A 16,986-nucleotide genomic window follows, 5' to 3' on the forward strand; every position below is an offset into this window, starting at 1 on the left:
GAGTCAATCATTCTTTTGCCGATAAAATACTATGTCGTTGCCCGATAAAAAGAATAACTTCTCGCATAGAGGAGGGGGCTGGAGAGAATCTTAAAGAGAAGAAAGGGTATGGGAATACTGTTTAGACATGAAAAGCAACTTGCTCTTTCCGCTGGAGGCAAGCACTTCGATGTCTATCATCCCCATGCACCGAGCTTTCAGGAACCGGACCAAGCTCAATAAGGAGGCAAAGGCAACAACGGGGCCGAAGGTGAGAAGAATCATATTGTCTCATTACGCAAGGACTACTTAAGGGTAATAGGTGAGAGGAAAGAAAATGAAAAAACTGCGTGTTGGGATCATCGGAGTCGGCATGGCTTTCGAACAACTTCATTATCCAGCCTTTCAAGAGCTGAAGGATCGTTATGAGATCAAAGCGCTCTGTGATACGGTCAAAGATAAAGCGCAGTCTTGGGCCCGGCGTTTAGGCTTGAGTGAGCAGGATGTCTACACCGATTATCGCCCGATGGTGTTGCGGGACGATCTGGATGTGATCGATATCATGGTTCCGATCAGCTTGAACTACAAGGTCACCGAAGATGTGGCCAAGGCGATTTCAGGAACCGCAAAAGGCATCATCTGTGAAAAACCCTTGGCACCTACCCTGGATCAGGCTGTCGCTCATGCCGAGCTTCCTCGAAAATACAATGTTCCCGTGCTCATCGCCGAAAACTATCGCTATAACGAAGAGATTGATAAAATTCGGGATTTGGTCAGGACAAAGCGCATCGGTGACGTGGTCTATTTCATGCAGAACCGAGTCGCTTGTTTTCCTTGTGAACTGAACCAACCGAATAAATTCCCCAATGCGGAATGGCGCCAGCACCCGGACTACCCGGGCGGTGCGATCATGGACACCGGTGTCCACGATATGGCAGCGCTCCGGCACATCTTCGGTGCCGTCGATAAGCTCCATGCCTTCGGGGTTCCCTTGGAGTCCGATTATTCCCCGTACTCTGTGGTCTGTGTGAATATGCTCTTTAAGAACGGCGTTACAGGCCAATTTTCCTTCTTCTCGTCGGGAAAAGAGATGCAGCGCCCTCTCATCGGACTGCGCATCTTTGGGACGAAGGGCATGATCTATCTGGAAGAGCGCGACTGCGGGACCATCAATGTAACCTACAACGATGGCCGTGCCGAGAAGATCATGTACCGTCCCCAACGAGGCTATTACAATGAATTGCTCAATTTCCACAAATTCATGACTGGCGAAGAGCCTATATCGGTTCCACCGGAAATGGAGTATGGTGATACAAAGACCATCCTCGATATCCTCCGTTCAGCTCGGGAAGGGAATGTGGTGACTGTCGATGAGACAAGCGACTATTCCCCGGTCTACGGTGCCGGTCATTTGCAGGAACAGCAACCGACGACGATCATGTAAAAAAAGCCGCCCACCTTTTTCGGAGGTGGACGGCTTTCTCTTTACTTCAAGTGCGGTTGAACTACCGCAGGGTTCGTTGGGGCAGGGATCCGGTCTTTCTGCGATAGCCATCTTATACTTTGCGGACCCTAATCTCCCCCTTGGTGCCGTCGTATTCCACTCGGAAACCTAAAGACTCGCTCAATAGACGCAATGGGATCTGTGGTTGTTCATCTTGGACGATTAAGGGCTGAATCGTTTTGATAGGGCGGTCATTGAGCAGTACCTCGCCTCCGGCGATGGGGATGATCAACTGATTTCCGCCCATGGTGACGATGGCTCGTTTTTCTTTTTCCCTGTAGTCCACCGATCCGCCGAGCGCCTCTCCAAGAAATTGTAAGGGTACATAAGCACGGTCGTCGACGATTTGAGGCGGCTTAAGCAGGGGGATTTCTTCGTCGTCAAGCCAGGCTGTCGGTTGGGCCAGCGATAGTTTTAGCGTTTGCTGGTGAGATGAAAGGAGGAGCTCTTTTGCTCGGATCAGTTGTAGTGGGTGGTATGTAACAGGTTGATCCGGTTGCAGACCGATCTTGTCCACCGGGTGGTCGAGAGCGGTGGTGTAGCGTGCGATGGTCATTTTCAAATATCCGCCCGAATCTAAGGGGAGGATCGTCTGTACAGAGCCTTTGCCGTAAGTTTTTGTACCGACGAGAAGGGCATGAGCCCGATCCCGAAGGGCACCGGCCAGCAGTTCTGAGGCGCTGGCCGTGTTGTCATCGACGAGGACGACCATGGGAAGAGGTTTTTCGGATCCTTCTGTATAGTAGGTGGCCTTCTCGACCTTGCGGCCGGCGATGTGATAGAGAGGCCCTTCCGGCAGTATGTCGTCGCCGATGGCTTCGGCGGCTTGCACTTCACCGCCGCCGTTACCTCGCAAGTCGATGATCAGTTTGCTCATTCCGGAAGCTTGTAGTTTTTTGTAGGCACTATTAAATTCTTCGGCGGCCCGGTCACCGAAACTGTCGATGGATATGTAGCCGATCTGGTCGCCTAGCATCCGGCCTCCGACTTGAGGAATATTGATCAATTGACGTTTTAGCTGCAGGGCCTCTTCCGTACTGCCTCCAACCCTTTGAACAACGAGACCGACGGTGGTGCCGACAGGGCCGCGAACTTTTTTGGCCACGTCCTCTGTCTTCATTCCCTTCGTTGACTCATTGTTTACTTTGATGATGACGTCGCCAGATTTTAAGCTGGCTTTTTCGGCGGGCGATCCAGGGAAGGTGTGATCGACGATAGGATAATCTTTTGTCTCTTTAATCACCATGCCTAACCCAGCGTAATTGAGGTTCAAGTCTTCGATCAGGGATTTGTATTTCTCTGGGCTGAGGTAAATCGTATGGGGGTCATGGAGATTCTCGATCATTTTATCGATGGTCTGCTGTTGCAGCACCGAAGTGGACGGTTCATCTACATAATAGGCCGATAAGAGCTGCCGTATTTCTGGCACAACGGAACTGTCCGATGCTGCTTGCGCTGAAAGTGGAAAAAGGGTCAGCGAGAGCAACAGAGAGATAGTGTATAAGGGCCTACAAGTTTTCAGGAAAAGTCACTCCTTTGCAGTGGAACCTCAAATGGATTCATCCCTAAGCTAACACTAATTTAAAGCCAATCACAATGCAAGTGGAAGATTCCTTTGAACAGGTAAATTAACGGGTTGACAGAAACATACAGCCGTGATAAGGTGTCAATGAGTTGAGAATTAGTGTAGTTGAGCGGAGTTTGAGTGGAGTCGAGCGGAGCATAGGCGGTTTTTTCATGTTGAAGTATGGAAAGACCGGTCTACTTCGGTAGGCCGGTCTTTTTTGCGCCTTTTTTCAGTTCGCTTCACTCTCCGCTGGGAGGAGGGTGAATCATACAATGGATAAAATGAATCTAGATGAGTTTTTACGTCTGAGCCGTGAGTACCGCTATGTCCCGTTGTGGACATCTTTTCACGCTGATGAAGATACTCCTATCACCTTGTACCGCAAGCTGGTCGGTGACGGGTTGGGGTATCTCTTGGAGAGTGTGGAGCGGGGTACGGTACTCGGGCGTTATTCTTTTGTCGGGGCGGAGCCAATGGCCTTTTTCACATGGCCTTTAGTCCAGTCGGAAGAAGGTGCTCGAGGGGGTGCCGGTAGAGAGCCCTTAGCGGAACTACAGAAGTGGCTCGACGGTCTTCAGGTGGCACCGATTCCAGAGTCAGCCCGGCTACCTCGCTTTTATGGCGGTGCTGTCGGCTATTACTCCTATGATCTGATTCGCTATTACGAAGAGCTCCCCGAAAACAGTGTCGATGACCGCCAACTGCCGGAGATGGTGCAGATGGTCACCCGATGCACCTTGATCATCGATCACCTGCGCCATCAAGGAACGCTGGTCTATCTAGCCGAAGCGGGCGATGGGGAAGCTTATCAGTATGGTCAATCCCAGATGGCGAAACTGTTGGAGAAGCTCCGCCGCTCTACCGAACTCCCGGCTTCTGTCGGCACTGAGTCGAAGGCAGATGATGCAAGTGGGAAAGTGCAGCCTACATCCACCTTTGATCTGCCGAGTTTTTGCCAGGCTGTGGAGCGTTGCAAAGAGTATATTGCCGCCGGTGACGCTTTTCAGATCGTCTTGTCTCAGCGTTTTTCCATGCCGCTGAAGACGGATCCCTTAAATGTGTACCGTTCGCTGCGGTCGCTGAATCCGTCACCGTATCTCTTCTATCTGAACTTGCCTGGAATGCAGATGGCCGGTTCTTCGCCGGAGGCGCTCATCCGGGTGGAAGGCCGGCGCGTTGAAACTCATCCTATCGCCGGTACACGGCCCCGGGGAAAAGATGCGGAAGAGGATCAGCGCCTCGCTGAGGAATTGCTACAAGATGAAAAAGAACGGGCCGAACACCTCATGCTCGTCGACCTCGGCCGTAACGATCTCGGCCGGGTCTGTGAGATCGGTTCTGTGCGGGTGGAGCGGTTCATGGAAGTGGAACATTACTCCCATGTGATGCACATCGTCAGCCGCGTCGCCGGAGAATTAAAAGCATCGGCAAGCGCCCTGGAAGCGTTAGCTCGAGTCATGCCGGCGGGGACGTTGAGCGGCGCCCCGAAAATCCGGGCCATGGAAATCATCGACGAGTTGGAGCCGGTACGCCGGGGACCCTACGGGGGAGCTGTGGGATACTTAAGTTTTGACGGTAATTTGGATACCTGTATCACCATCCGGACGGTCCTTATGCGGGACGGGAAGGCGGAGATCCAGGTCGGCGCCGGGATTGTCGCCGATTCCGTTCCAGAGATGGAGTATCAGGAAACCGTAAATAAAGCGAAAGCTCTTTTTGAGGCTTTGGCCAAAGCGGAGGAGAGATTCCGTTGATCCTGATGATCGATAACTATGATTCTTTTACCTATAACCTCGTGCAGTACTTGGGGGAAATGGAAGAGGACATTCGCGTCTTTCGCAATGACGCCTTGACATTGCAGGAAATAAAAGCGCTGGCTCCCGATCATATCGTCATCTCCCCGGGTCCTTGTACCCCGAACGAGGCAGGCATTTCGATGGCTGTAATTGAGCAGTTCGCTGGAAAAGTGCCGATCTTGGGTGTCTGCTTAGGCCATCAGTCGATCGGGCAAGTTTTTGGTGGTCGCGTCATCCGAGCGCCCCGGTTGATGCATGGAAAAACATCGCCGATTCACCATGACGGCAAAGGTGTCTTCCGGGGATTGCCGAATCCCTTTACGGCGACTCGATATCACTCCCTGATCATCGAAGAAGAAACCATGCCTGATTGCCTGGAAATCACCGCTCGCAGTGACCGGGGAGAGATCATGGGCGTACGGCATAAAGAGTTTTGCGTCGAAGGCGTCCAGTTTCATCCCGAGTCTATATTGACGTCAGAGGGAAAAGGGCTACTGAAAAATTTTCTTTCCATGAAACAGTGATCGATTTTAGAAAAAACTGATGAGGTGAGCCGAGATGAGTGAAACAGGATTGGAGATTGCCCGTCAAAGTCTGCACTGCCTGCTCGGTGGAGAGCGGCTCGGTGAGCAGCGTGCCCAGATGATCATGGAAGCGGTGATGGAAGGCCAAGTGCCTTCGGTTCAACTGGCGGCTATCCTGGTAGCGTTGCGGTTGACTGGTGAAGGAGAAGAGGAAATCGCCGGCTTCGCTCGAGCGATGCGCCAGCGTGTTTACAGTGAATTGCAAGAATATGTTCCTGCCGATTTTGAGACGACCCGTTCGCGCATGGTTGATACCTGCGGAACCGGGGGAGATGGAGCGGGAACCTTTAACATATCGACAGCGGCAGCCCTCGTCGTCGCTTCCGCTGGTGTCCCTGTAGCGAAACATGGCAACCGGGCCGCCTCAGGACGAGTTGGATCGGCTGATGTGCTTGAAGCCTTGGGTGTCGTTGTGAATTTGTCGCCAGCTTATGCGTATGAGAGTCTAAGGGAGACCGGTTTCGGCTTTTTCTTTGCGCCCCAGTGCCACCGGGCCTTGGCTCATGCAGCACCAACCCGACGGGAACTAGGTGTACCGACGGTCTTTAACCTGTTGGGGCCCTTGACCAACCCGGCCGGTGCCCCCCAGCAACTGCTTGGCGTCAATAGCGCCGAGCGGGTGAAGACCATCGCCGATGTACTCAACCGGTTAGGAACGAAGAAAGCGATGATCGTTCACGGCCAGGACGGGCTCGATGAGATCACCCTCACCGGAAAGACCCATTTCGCTTCCCTGGACGAAGGCCGGGTGACCGTCGATATGCTCGATCCCCGGGATTTCGGTTTTGCCTACTGTACGATGGACGACCTGAAGGGCGGCGACAAAGAGGAGAACGCTCGAATCGTCTTGGAGGTCTTAAAAGGGGAAAAGGGCCCCCGCCGCGATATCGTCCTGCTAAACGCAGCCGCTGCGTTACAAGTGGCCGGTAAAGTCGATTCCCTGCAAGCGGCTATTCACCTCGCCCAAGAGGCTGTCGACAGCGGAAAAGCGATGGCCCTGTTGAACAGAGTCAGTGCGTTGACTACAGAAGCGGCTCGAAAGAGCCAAGAGGTGAGTGCATGAAAGACCTGCAGCCGGAGATAGCTCTGACCGGGTTTTTACAGACCATGTGGGAGATTCAAGCGAAACGGGTGCAAGAGGGACGTCGAAAAGTCTCTTATGCCGAATTGGAACAGGAGATTGCCAGCCTTCCAGCCCCGCGAAAATTCTCCCGTTCCTTACAAGAAAATGAGAACTCTCTGGTCACCATCATCGCTGAAGTGAAGCGGGCATCCCCTTCCAAAGGCCCTCTTTTTCCTGAAGCCAAGGCAGGGGAACTGGCCGTCCGTTACGAAAAAGCCGGTGCCTCGGCGATTTCCGTGCTGACAGAAGAAAAATATTTTCTCGGCTGCCTGGAAGACTTGCGGGAAGTATCTAGTCGCGTCACCATACCGGTGATGCGCAAGGATTTTCTCATCGATCCCTATCAAATCTTAGAGGCGCGCTGTTACGGAGCGGACGCCTGCCTGCTCATCGCCGCCTTCCTGGGTCCGACCCGCTTGGCTGAGATGTGCGCCGCTGCCTTACAATACGAACTGCAGCCCTTGATCGAGATTCACGGGGTAGAGGACCTACAGTGGACTCTTCAAGCGGTCGAACAAAACCGGAAGAACCATCCCCAATGGACCCCTGTCCTCGGCATCAACGCCCGCAACTTAAGCACCTTGACCGTCGATAAAGAGCAGGTTCTTCGGCTCGGCGCCGCACTGCCGAAGGACACAGTCAAAGTCGCCGAAAGCGGCATCAAGACTCGTGAAGACGTGGAACGAGCTGCCGCTGCAGGATACGATACCATCCTCGTCGGCGAGGCTCTCGTCACCGCCGCTGACCCGGGAGAAGCGATTCGGCAGTTGACGGGGAAGGCTGTCGGGTAAACAAACAGCTGATTATGAATACCGTCAGTGCAACCCTTGGTACTATCTTCGTAACAGGACTATTGTTATCGAAAGCATTCTTTAATACAGGGCTATTGTGATTTGGGGAAAAATCTGGGGTGTAATGACGGAGTGAGCGTTTTGGGCGCAGCGGCGTTAAGCGAGCGCAGCTTGTGGAGCGTTAAGGGCGCCGTGGTTCACATGCAGAAAAGCCCGGAGGTTTGGCGCCCTAGCGGAACAGGCAAGCGAGTAGCCGCGGAGCCCTTAGCGATCGGAGTCATTACACCCCGATTTACCACAATGTACCACTAAATTCTGTTCGTAATATTAAATTGTCAAAAACACAGGAGGAGGCCTCCTAATGCCTTCCTACCCTCGCGTCAAAATCTGCGGCATACGAAGCCATGAAGACGCCCAAGTGACCGTCGCCGCCGGCACCCATGCCATCGCCTTTAACTTCGTCCGCGGTTCCCGGCGCTATATCGACCCCGAACTGGCCCGGGAAATTGCCCTCGCTCTGCCGCCATTCATCTCCATCGTCGGCGTCTTTGCCGATGAGCCGCGATACAGCGTCGAGGAAATCGCTTCCCTCTGCCGCCTCCATGTTCTGCAATTTCACGGTGGTGAGTCACCGGAATATTGCCGGCGCTGGTCCTACCCGATCATCAAAGCGTTCCGTTTCCGCGATGAAGTTCTTACAAGGGAAAGTCAGAATGAAAACAGTATTCAGGAGCATCCCCTTGGAGAAAAAAGTGTCAACGGTAACTCCAACAGTCAAGTCGAAAAGGTGACAACTGTCTTTGACAACTGGGAGCAGCTATCTCAAGCAGCCCTTAGCTATGAGGTAAGCGCCTTTCTGGTCGATGCCTATTGCCCGACCGCTTTGGGGGGAATGGGAAAAGCCTTTGACTGGTCGAAAATTGAGGGCTCTTTACACCGCCCAATGATTCTCGCGGGGGGATTGAACCCTGAAAACGTCCGGGAAGCCATTATGCGAATTCGCCCATACGGCGTAGACGTGGCCTCCGGGGTAGAGAAAGATGGAAAAAAAGATTGGGAAAAGTCGGCAGCCTTCGTTGAAGCTGCTCGTTGTCGCATCGATTAATTGCGGAAAAAGAACGTAAAGAAGGTGTTCTTCATGATGGAACAAGCAGATAAATTCGGCCGCTTTGGCGTCTACGGCGGAGCTTTTGTCCCCGAGACGTTGAAGCCGGCTTTGGAAGAACTGGATTCGGCCTTTCGGCGATTTATCGACGATGAGGATTTTCAACGGGAATATGAGGATCTGCTCCGCGATTATGCCGGTCGTCCCAGCCGGCTCTATTATGCACAGCGGCTGACAGAACACCTCGGCGGAGCTCGCATCTATCTGAAACGGGAAGATTTGAACCATACCGGATCCCATAAGATCAACAACGTCCTTGGACAAGTGCTGATGGCAAAGCGGATGGGGAAAAAACGGGTCATCGCCGAGACGGGCGCTGGTCAACACGGTGTGGCCACTGCCACCGCCTGCGCCTTCTTTGACATCCCCTGTGAAGTATACATGGGCGCCGAAGATGTGGAACGGCAATACCTGAACGTTCTCCGGATGCAACTGCTCGGCGCCAAAGTGATCGCCGTCTCCTCGGGCACTCAGACTCTGAAAGATGCTATCAACGAAGCGATGCGAGACTGGGTGGCTAATGTGCAGGAAACCTTCTATTGTTTCGGTACGGCCGCTGGTCCTCATCCCTATCCGAGCATCGTCCGCCATTTTCAGTCTATCGTCGGCCGGGAGGCTCGGGAACAAATCCTCGAAATCGAAGGGCGGCTGCCTGACGCGGTGCTGGCTTGCGTCGGCGGCGGCAGCAACGCCATCGGTATTTTCTCCGGTTTTCTGAAGGACACTTCCGTCCGCCTGATCGGGGTGGAAGCTGGCGGCGACGGCGTTGAAACGGGACGCCACGCAGCTTCCTTGAATGCAGGAACGGTAGGCGTACTCCATGGGGCGGTGTCTTATCTATTGCAAGATGAGAACGGACAAGTCCTGGGAACCCATTCCATCTCAGCAGGTCTTGATTACCCCTCGGTAGGGCCGCAGCTCTCTTACCTAAAAGATATGGGCCGAGCTGAATTCGTGGCTGCTACAGACAAAGAAACGCTGGAAGCCTTCCGCCTGCTGGCTCGGACAGAAGGGATCCTGCCGGCGCTGGAGAGCGCCCATGCTGTCGCTCATGCTGTGAAAATGGCGAAAAGGATGACCAAGGACAACCTGTTGATCGTCAACTTGTCAGGACGCGGTGACAAAGATGTTCATACACTTGCCGGGGAGGTAGGCTGATATGTCGACAAAAGGCGGTACCGAACGGATTGAACATACCTTTCAGCAGCTCAAGGCGGAGGGACGAACAGCCTTCATCCCCTACATCACCGCCGGTGATCCTGATTTAAATACGACAGCCGAACTGGTGCTGGCACTCGAAGCAAGCGGTGCCTCCATCGTCGAGCTAGGGGTGCCCTTCAGCGACCCTGTCGCCGACGGTCCTGTGATTCAAGAGGCAGCCTGTCGTGCCTTAGCCGGCGGGGTCACCTTGATGAAAGTGTTAAAAATGGTAGAGGAACTGCGAAACCGCAGCCAAGTGCCGATCGTCTTAATGACCTATTACAACCTGCTGATGCGCATGGGATTGAAACGGTTTGCCCAGGAAGCCTATGCGGCAGGAGTCGACGGGGTGATCATCGCCGACCTTCCTGTGGAAGAAGGAGACGAATTACGAAGCTATCTCGATGAAGTCGGCATCGCTCTCATCCCTCTTGTAGCGCCGACAACGCCGCCGGAACGGATCCAATTGATCGCCGAAAAAGCCCGGGGATTCATTTATTGCGTTTCCCTCTTGGGTGTGACTGGCGACCGGACCGAATTGCCACCTGATGTCGATCTTTTGTTGAACCGGGTCCGGGAGCAGACCGACTTGCCCTTAGGACTCGGATTCGGCATCTCTACGGCCGCTCACGCATCGGCTGTGGCTCCGAAAGCAGACGGAGTCATCGTAGGCAGCGCCATCGTCAAGCGCATCGCCCAACATCCAGACGATAAGGATCAGGCCATCGCCGAAGTTCGGCAGTTTACCAAAGAGATTACGGCAGCGCTGGCATAATTCAATAGGCGGAAGGGTTGCAGCCCGGTGGAGGCTGTGCTATATTTATAAATGTAGGACGATCCATTCCCAGGGAATGGGTATGTAGAATGGGTTTTCATGGTCTTGTGATGATGAATCCGCTTGACGGATTCGCTTGTAGGAAAGTTAAAGGGTGTAGCACGGAAGTATGGCAGGAGTTAATGTAGGCTTTTAGAAGGTACTCCACCAGCTGGGGTACCTTTTTGTCTTCTTATCAGCCCTTTTGCTGCGTTTGCCCGACCTTCCTACCGGACAAATTATGTAAAGGATTAAGGGAGGAAAATCATGATTATTGTGATGAAGCGGGGAGCGTCGGCCCAAGAAATTGAATCGGTCTGCCAGCGCCTGCAAAAGGAAGGATTTTCGATTCACATGTCCGAAGGCGTTGAAAAAACAATCATCGGTGCTGTCGGTGATAAATCCCGGGTAGTCATCTCCAACTTGGAAGGTCTAGACGGTGTGGAAAAAATCGTACCGGTGTTGCAGCCCTACAAACTCGCTGGCCGCGACTTCCGGCAAGAAGATACAGTGATTCGAATCGGTGATGTGGAGATCGGCGGCGGTCAGATCCAGGTCTTCTCCGGTCCTTGTGCGGTGGAGAGTTGGGAACAACTGCTCGAGGCGGCCCTCGCTGTCAAAAAGGCGGGCGCTCGTATCCTCCGGGGCGGCGCCTTCAAACCTCGTTCGTCCCCATACGCCTTCCAGGGTCTCGAAGAGCAAGGGTTGAAGCTCTTGGCTCGGGCTCGCGAGGAGACGGGCCTGTTAATCGTGACGGAAGTCATGGATCCCCGCAGCATCGATCTGATCGCTGAGTACAGCGATATCCTGCAGGTCGGCGCCCGGAACATGCAAAACTTTCACCTGCTCCGGGAACTGTCCAAGATCAATAAGCCGATCCTCTTAAAACGGGGCCTGTCGGCGACGATCGAAGAGTGGCTGATGGCTGCCGAATACATCATGTCCGGCGGCAACTACGACGTCATTCTCTGCGAACGAGGGATTCGGACTTTTGAGACGGCTACCCGGAACACCTTAGATTTGAGTGCCATTCCCGTCATCAAGAGCTTGAGCCACCTGCCGATCATCGTCGATCCGAGCCACGGCTGTGGAAAATGGCAGCTAGTCCGTCCCATGTCTATGGCCGCACTGGCCGCCGGTGCTGACGGCCTTATGATCGAGGTCCATCCCAACCCGGCAGAAGCGCTCTGTGACGGTCCCCAATCGCTCAAGCCTCATAAGTTCGTCTCCTTGATGGATGAACTACGAGGAGTGGCTGGATTAATGGGTAGAACCATTTAACAGTGGCTATGGCTTATTCATGGTAACCTATATGCTGAATCCTGAGATGATCGGTACTTGGCATTAGCTGAGAAGATAGTCCTTGGCATCTGATTTAATAGACCTGTCGATAAACTATTTGTCTGAATTCTTACTTTGAGGTAAAGTATTAGCATAGGATTTTGAACATATAGGATAGGGAGATTCTATGACTGATGTAAAATCGAAACTGGCAGGCTCCGTCCAGGGGCCTGTCGGTTACCTTGGGCCTGAGGGAACGTTCAGCGATGAAGCGGCTCAGGCTTTTTTTTTACCGGAAACGCCACGGAGACCTTATAGCACCATACCCATGGTCTATGAGGGCTTAAACCGCTGGGAAATCGATGCCGCTGTACTGCCCATCGAAAACTCCATTGAAGGCGCCGTCAATCAAACCCTCGATGCATTGATTGAAAACCCAGGGCTCTTTATCGTCGGCGAGATCATCCTTCCGGTGTGCCATCACTTCCTCGTTCCGCCTGATGTAGACTGGACGGAAGTTACCGAAGTCTATTCCCACCCGCAACCGTTAGCCCAATGCCGTCACTTCCTGGAAAACCGTCTTCCCAACGCCCAGGCGACAGCGACGAACTCGACGGCCGAAGGGGCCAAAAAAGCGCTGCAGGTTTCAACGGCAGAATCGCCGAAAGGGGCCATCGCTTCTGAGTTTGTGGCGAAGACATATGGACTGGAGATTGCTGTTCGCGATGTGCAGAGCCGTCCGAACAACAAGACCCGCTTTGTCGTTGTTGGTCGGCAGCTTACAGAGCCGACAGGCAATGACAAAACGTCCATCGTCTGCGCCCTTCCCAGCGATAGACCGGGCGGACTTTATGAGATTCTCAGGGAGTTTGCTGAACGGGAGATCAATTTGAGCCGCATCGAATCGAGACCGACCAAGTATGAACTCGGTCAATACCTCTTTTTCATCGACTGTGCCGGCCATCAGCGCGATCGGAAAGTATCGGAAGCACTGAACGCGATCGGCCGTTTCACCATTTTGACGAGAGTATTGGGAAGTTATGTCCGGGGGTGAACTCCTAGAAATGAAGCAGCCTTTCGCCCTTTCGCCAATTAAACGGGTGGCCATCATCGGACTGGGCCTGATCGGCGGTTCTTTGGGGATGGCCTTGACGCAAGGTCGTATCGTCGAAGAAGTCATCGGCTTTGATCAGGATGAAGAAGCCCTCTCCTTAGCATTGTCCACACAAACCGTTCACCGAGTAGAAAGAAACATGGCTGAGGCCGTCCAAAATGCCGATCTGGTGATCATGGCCACTCCGGTGTGCACCTACCCATCGATCGTGGCAGCCATCAAGACCTCCCTTCGCCCGGGAACCATCGTGACTGATGTGGGTTCCACGAAATCTTGGGTTATGGACCAAATGAAACGGTTGCTTCCGGAGGGAATCGCCTTTGTAGGCGGTCACCCCATGGCCGGTTCGGAGAAAAAAGGCATCCGCGGAGCCGATCGCTATCTGCTCGAAAATGCCGTCTATGTGCTCACGCCCGATAGGGATACGGTTCCTGAAGCTATCGACGCGGTTAAAGCGATCATGTGTGCGGTCGGTGCCCGGGTACTCAAACTTTCCCCCTTGGAACACGACCAGATGGTCGCTGTGGTGAGCCATCTCCCCCATATGGTGGCGGTGGCGCTGGTGGAGACATTGAGCGAAGTCGCCAAGAGTTATACCCAGGCGCCCATGTTGGCCGCTGGCGGCTTTCGGGATACGACCCGCGTCGCTGCGGGAGATCCTCGCATGTGGGTCGATATCGCCAAGACAAACCGGGAACCGCTTCTACATACGATTGGTCTATTTCGCCGGGCGCTGGACCGGCTCGAATCGGAAATCGGTGGCTGCAGCTCCGATGGCACCGACCAAGTAGCATCGCTGCAAAACACCTTGAGCCATGCCCGGGATGTGCGCCTGGCGATTCCCGGTAAAGCGAAAGGGGTGCTGCCGGGCATTCACGAAGTGGTCGTCACCGTTCCGGACAAACCGGGCGTCATCGGCAACATGGCTCGAATTCTCGGTGAAGCGGGGATCAATATCGCCGACATCGAAATCCTTCGGGTTCGTGAGCGAGACGGCGGCACGATCCGGATCGGTTTTTATGAAGCGGAAGAAGCCGATCGGGCCGTGGAAGTGCTCGCTGCCTCGGCGGTTATCGTCAAGCGGCTCTAAGTACAATACTTGTGAATAAAAGAGGAGATTCTTTGCCATGCATGAATCCCACCAGATACTAAGCATCACTCCCGGCGGCTCCCTTCGCGGGGAAACAGAAGTTCCTGGTGACAAATCGATCTCTCACCGGGCGGTCATGTTTGGCGCCTTGGCGAAGGGAACGACGCGAGTCCATCGCTTTCTTCCCGGTCAAGATTGCCTTTCCACCATCGACTGTTTTCGCAAACTAGGCGTTTCCATCGAGATGCCAGGACCGACAGAAGTCCTCGTTCATGGTAAAGGCTTGGAAGGATTGCAAGAACCGGCCGATGTTCTTGATGTAGGTAACTCGGGAACGACCATGCGGCTGATTACCGGCATATTGAGCGGCCAGTCCTTTTTCTCCGTCCTCACCGGCGACGGCTCGATCCGGCGGCGACCCATGGCCCGAGTGACCGAGCCGCTGATCGAAATGGGCGCTTCCATTCGAGGGCGTGAAGGAGCGAATAAAGCGCCATTAGCTATCTACGGAACCGAGCAGCCCCTCAAAGCGATCCATTATCAAAGTCCCGTGGCGAGCGCCCAGGTCAAATCGGCGATTTTGCTGGCAGGGTTGTTCGCTGACGGCAAAACCCGAGTGACAGAACCGTTGCTTTCCCGGGATCATACGGAGCGGATGCTCTCGTCCTTCGGTGCCAAGTTAAACCGGCTGGATCGAGGATTGACGGCAGAGATCGAAAGCTTCCCTAGCTTACATGGTCAAGAGATTGAAGTTCCCGGCGACATCTCATCGGCCGCTTTTTTGCTCGTCGCCGCCAGCATCGTCCCCGGTTCGGAAGTCACCTTGCGCAATATCGGCATCAACCCCACTCGCGACGGCATTCTCGACGTTCTTCGCGAGATGGGTGCCAATCTCCATGTAGAAAACGAGCGCCTGGTCGCTGGTGAGCCGGTCGCTGATATCACCGTCCAAAGTGCATCGCTGAAAGGGACGACGATCGAAGGCGCTATTATTCCCCGGTTGATCGATGAACTCCCCATCATCGCCGTGGCCGCTCTGTTTGCAGAAGGCACGACGATTATTAAAGACGCTGCTGAGCTTCGGGTTAAAGAAACGGATCGCATCGCCGTTTTAGCGGAAGAACTGCGCAAACTTGGGGTGACCGTTGAAGAAACTCCCGATGGGATGATCATCCCTGGCAACCAACAAGTCAAAGGCGGCACTGTAGACAGCCACGGTGATCACCGTATCGCCATGTCTTTAGCCATCGCCGGTCTCCTCGCCGCCGACGAGACGGTTATCCGTGATGCTGCTTCCATCGATGTGTCCTTTCCTGGCTTCGCTGCCACCCTGCAATCCCTTCGAAACTAGGACTTTCAGGTCATTTATGGTAAAATATCCGGCAAGAAGAAGAATTTCTCTGCCCGATCTACAAGCTCATATTCGCTAAACCCCTAGCGATGTGGGCGGTAGACCCAGACTAAAGGAGTATGGTACGTGACGAAAGCCGGAATCCAAGTGGCCATCGACGGTCCCGCAGGTGCAGGAAAGAGCACTGTCGCCCGGGAGGTAGCCCGTCGACTCGATTATCTCTATATCGATACGGGAGCCATGTACCGGGCACTGACATGGTTGGCCCTGCAAAAGGATATTGATTTAAACGATGAGTCCGCCTTATCCCTCCTTGCCGAAGCAACGGACATCCGCCTGTTGCCTACCCTCGAAGGGCTGAAGGTGCTCATCAACGGTCAAGATGTGACCGATGCGATTCGCCTTCCTGAAGTATCGCGCCATGTATCCCAAGTGGCTGCTGTTGCCGGTGTCCGGGTACCGATGGTGCGCTTGCAGCAGCGCCTCGCCGAGGAATGCGGTGTCGTCATGGATGGACGGGATATCTGTTCCTATGTCCTTCCAAGGGCGGAGGTTAAGATATTTCTGACCGCTTCCATTGAAGAGCGGGCCCGCCGGCGCTACCTCGAAATGTCGGCAAAAGGCGTCGACATCACCTTGGAACAGTTGCAAGCAGACATTGCTCAGCGGGACAAAGAGGATGAATGCCGTGATGTAGCCCCCTTGGTCAAAGCGGAAGATGCCCAACTATTAGACACGACGGGTATGGATCGGGAAGCAGTGGTTCAACAGGTTTTGCAGATGGTACATAAGGCGGGGGGCTGATCAGGCGATGAGTGAGTTGACGCAACACCGGGAATTTGTCACTTCGTCTTTTATGTACCGCTTCATTCGAGGAATGCTGATCTTCTTTTTTGCACGGATTTGTCGATGGCGCCTGCAGGGACTTGAAAATGTCCCGAAAGATGGCCCTATCATCATGGCTTTTAATCATGCCTCAAACTGGGATCCGATGATTCTCGTCTGCGCCTCCCCGCGAAAAGTTCACTTTATGGCCAAGAAAGAATTGTTCGAGGTTCCTTTCGTAAGTTACATCGTGAATTTAGCCGGCTCATATCCGGTCGATCGGAGTAAAATGGGCCGTCAAGCCTTAAAGATGTCGATCGACATCCTCAATCAGGGTAAGGTGATCGGCATCTTCCCAGAGGGGACCCGAAGCAAGACCGGCGAAATGGGTGAAGCGAAGGCGGGTACCGTCATGATCGCCGCCAAAGCCGGAGCACCGATCGTCCCCGTGGGCTTGTATAACAGTCAAAACGTCTTTTCTGGCGGTTGGTTTCGTCCCGTTTCAGTCTGTTTTGGCTCGCCCATCTATTTGAATTCGGATGGGGGAAAGCTGACGTCCAAAGACATGCATGAACTGTCCGAACAATTGATGACGACGATCGCTGCCTTGGTTCAGGATGCTAAAAAAATGTTATAAAAAGTTCTGTAGTCCATAAAAATTATGAAGTTGCCCTTGAGGACTTTATTTAATGGTAAATAAAGCCCTCAAGGGCAACTTTTTTGTCCAAGGACAGGTATACCTTTTTCAAAGAGGCTACGAATCAGAAAAATTCCTCCAACCATTGAAGACATGAAAAAAGAA

The 16,986-nt window shown here is 53.6% G+C and carries 15 protein-coding genes; 14 read left to right on the top strand and 1 reads right to left on the bottom strand.

Annotated features, from left to right (window positions below; translation table 11 throughout):
* Positions 1-316 precede the first annotated feature (316 nt).
* Entirely contained in the window at positions 317-1,423 is a 1,107-nt protein-coding gene (locus GJ688_RS00330) for a Gfo/Idh/MocA family protein (RefSeq protein WP_155474549.1), read from the top strand.
* A 112-nt stretch (positions 1,424-1,535) separates the two neighbouring features.
* Here GJ688_RS00330 and GJ688_RS00335 read toward each other — a convergent pair whose 3' ends face one another.
* Positions 1,536-2,912 (bottom strand): S41 family peptidase, encoded by a 1,377-nt coding sequence (locus GJ688_RS00335; RefSeq protein ID WP_155474550.1) that lies wholly within the window; start codon positions 2,910-2,912, stop codon positions 1,536-1,538.
* Positions 2,913-3,322: 410 nt separating this feature from the next.
* On the opposite strand from GJ688_RS00335, the gene trpE reads away from it, so the two are divergent.
* The 13 genes from trpE to GJ688_RS00400 all read left to right on the top strand — a co-directional run bounded on the left by trpE (position 3,323) and on the right by GJ688_RS00400 (position 16,821).
* Positions 3,323-4,804 (top strand): anthranilate synthase component I, encoded by a 1,482-nt coding sequence (trpE, locus tag GJ688_RS00340; RefSeq protein ID WP_155474551.1) that lies wholly within the window; start codon positions 3,323-3,325, stop codon positions 4,802-4,804.
* Positions 4,801-5,370 (top strand): aminodeoxychorismate/anthranilate synthase component II, encoded by a 570-nt coding sequence (gene pabA, locus GJ688_RS00345; RefSeq protein WP_155474552.1) that lies wholly within the window; start codon positions 4,801-4,803, stop codon positions 5,368-5,370. Before trpE ends, pabA begins: the two co-directional genes overlap by 4 nt.
* 34 nt (positions 5,371-5,404) lie before the next feature.
* Positions 5,405-6,493 carry an anthranilate phosphoribosyltransferase gene (gene trpD / locus GJ688_RS00350; protein WP_155474553.1) on the top strand — a complete coding sequence of 363 codons (1,089 nt, stop codon included), beginning with the start codon at positions 5,405-5,407 and terminating at the stop codon, positions 6,491-6,493.
* On the top strand, positions 6,490-7,344 hold the full coding sequence (locus GJ688_RS00355; RefSeq protein ID WP_155474554.1) for an indole-3-glycerol phosphate synthase TrpC: 855 nt from the start codon (positions 6,490-6,492) through the stop codon (positions 7,342-7,344). The genes trpD and GJ688_RS00355 overlap by 4 nt, the downstream gene beginning before the upstream one ends.
* Before the next feature lie 361 nt (positions 7,345-7,705).
* On the top strand, positions 7,706-8,449 hold the full coding sequence (locus GJ688_RS00360) for a phosphoribosylanthranilate isomerase (RefSeq protein WP_155474555.1): 744 nt from the start codon (positions 7,706-7,708) through the stop codon (positions 8,447-8,449).
* 33 nt (positions 8,450-8,482) lie between these two features.
* Positions 8,483-9,667, top strand: coding sequence for a tryptophan synthase subunit beta (gene trpB, locus GJ688_RS00365; protein WP_407928925.1), 1,185 nt, complete (start codon positions 8,483-8,485; stop codon positions 9,665-9,667).
* A 1-nt stretch (position 9,668) separates the two neighbouring features.
* The gene (gene trpA, locus GJ688_RS00370; RefSeq protein WP_155474556.1) at positions 9,669-10,484 is read left to right on the top strand and encodes a tryptophan synthase subunit alpha; all 816 of its coding nucleotides are present in this window, start codon (positions 9,669-9,671) and stop codon (positions 10,482-10,484) included.
* A gap of 306 nt (positions 10,485-10,790) precedes the next feature.
* Entirely contained in the window at positions 10,791-11,804 is a 1,014-nt protein-coding gene (aroF, locus tag GJ688_RS00375; RefSeq protein ID WP_155474557.1) for a 3-deoxy-7-phosphoheptulonate synthase, read from the top strand.
* Between the two features lie 187 nt (positions 11,805-11,991).
* Complete coding sequence (gene pheA / locus GJ688_RS00380) at positions 11,992-12,858, top strand: prephenate dehydratase (RefSeq protein ID WP_155474558.1); 867 nt, start codon at positions 11,992-11,994, stop codon at positions 12,856-12,858.
* Positions 12,859-12,868: 10 nt separating this feature from the next.
* Entirely contained in the window at positions 12,869-14,008 is a 1,140-nt protein-coding gene (locus tag GJ688_RS00385) for a prephenate dehydrogenase (protein WP_155474559.1), read from the top strand.
* Positions 14,009-14,045: 37 nt separating this feature from the next.
* Entirely contained in the window at positions 14,046-15,359 is a 1,314-nt protein-coding gene (gene aroA, locus GJ688_RS00390; RefSeq protein WP_155474560.1) for a 3-phosphoshikimate 1-carboxyvinyltransferase, read from the top strand.
* A gap of 126 nt (positions 15,360-15,485) precedes the next feature.
* A complete protein-coding gene (cmk, locus tag GJ688_RS00395; protein ID WP_170291513.1) occupies positions 15,486-16,163 on the top strand; it encodes a (d)CMP kinase in 678 nt (225 codons plus the stop codon).
* Between the two features lie 7 nt (positions 16,164-16,170).
* Positions 16,171-16,821, top strand: coding sequence for a lysophospholipid acyltransferase family protein (locus GJ688_RS00400; protein WP_155474561.1), 651 nt, complete (start codon positions 16,171-16,173; stop codon positions 16,819-16,821).
* The last annotated feature ends 165 nt before the right edge of the window (positions 16,822-16,986 follow it).

Source organism: Heliobacterium mobile, from assembly GCF_009720735.1.
Classification (GTDB): domain Bacteria; phylum Bacillota; class Desulfitobacteriia; order Heliobacteriales; family Heliobacteriaceae; genus Heliobacterium; species Heliobacterium mobile.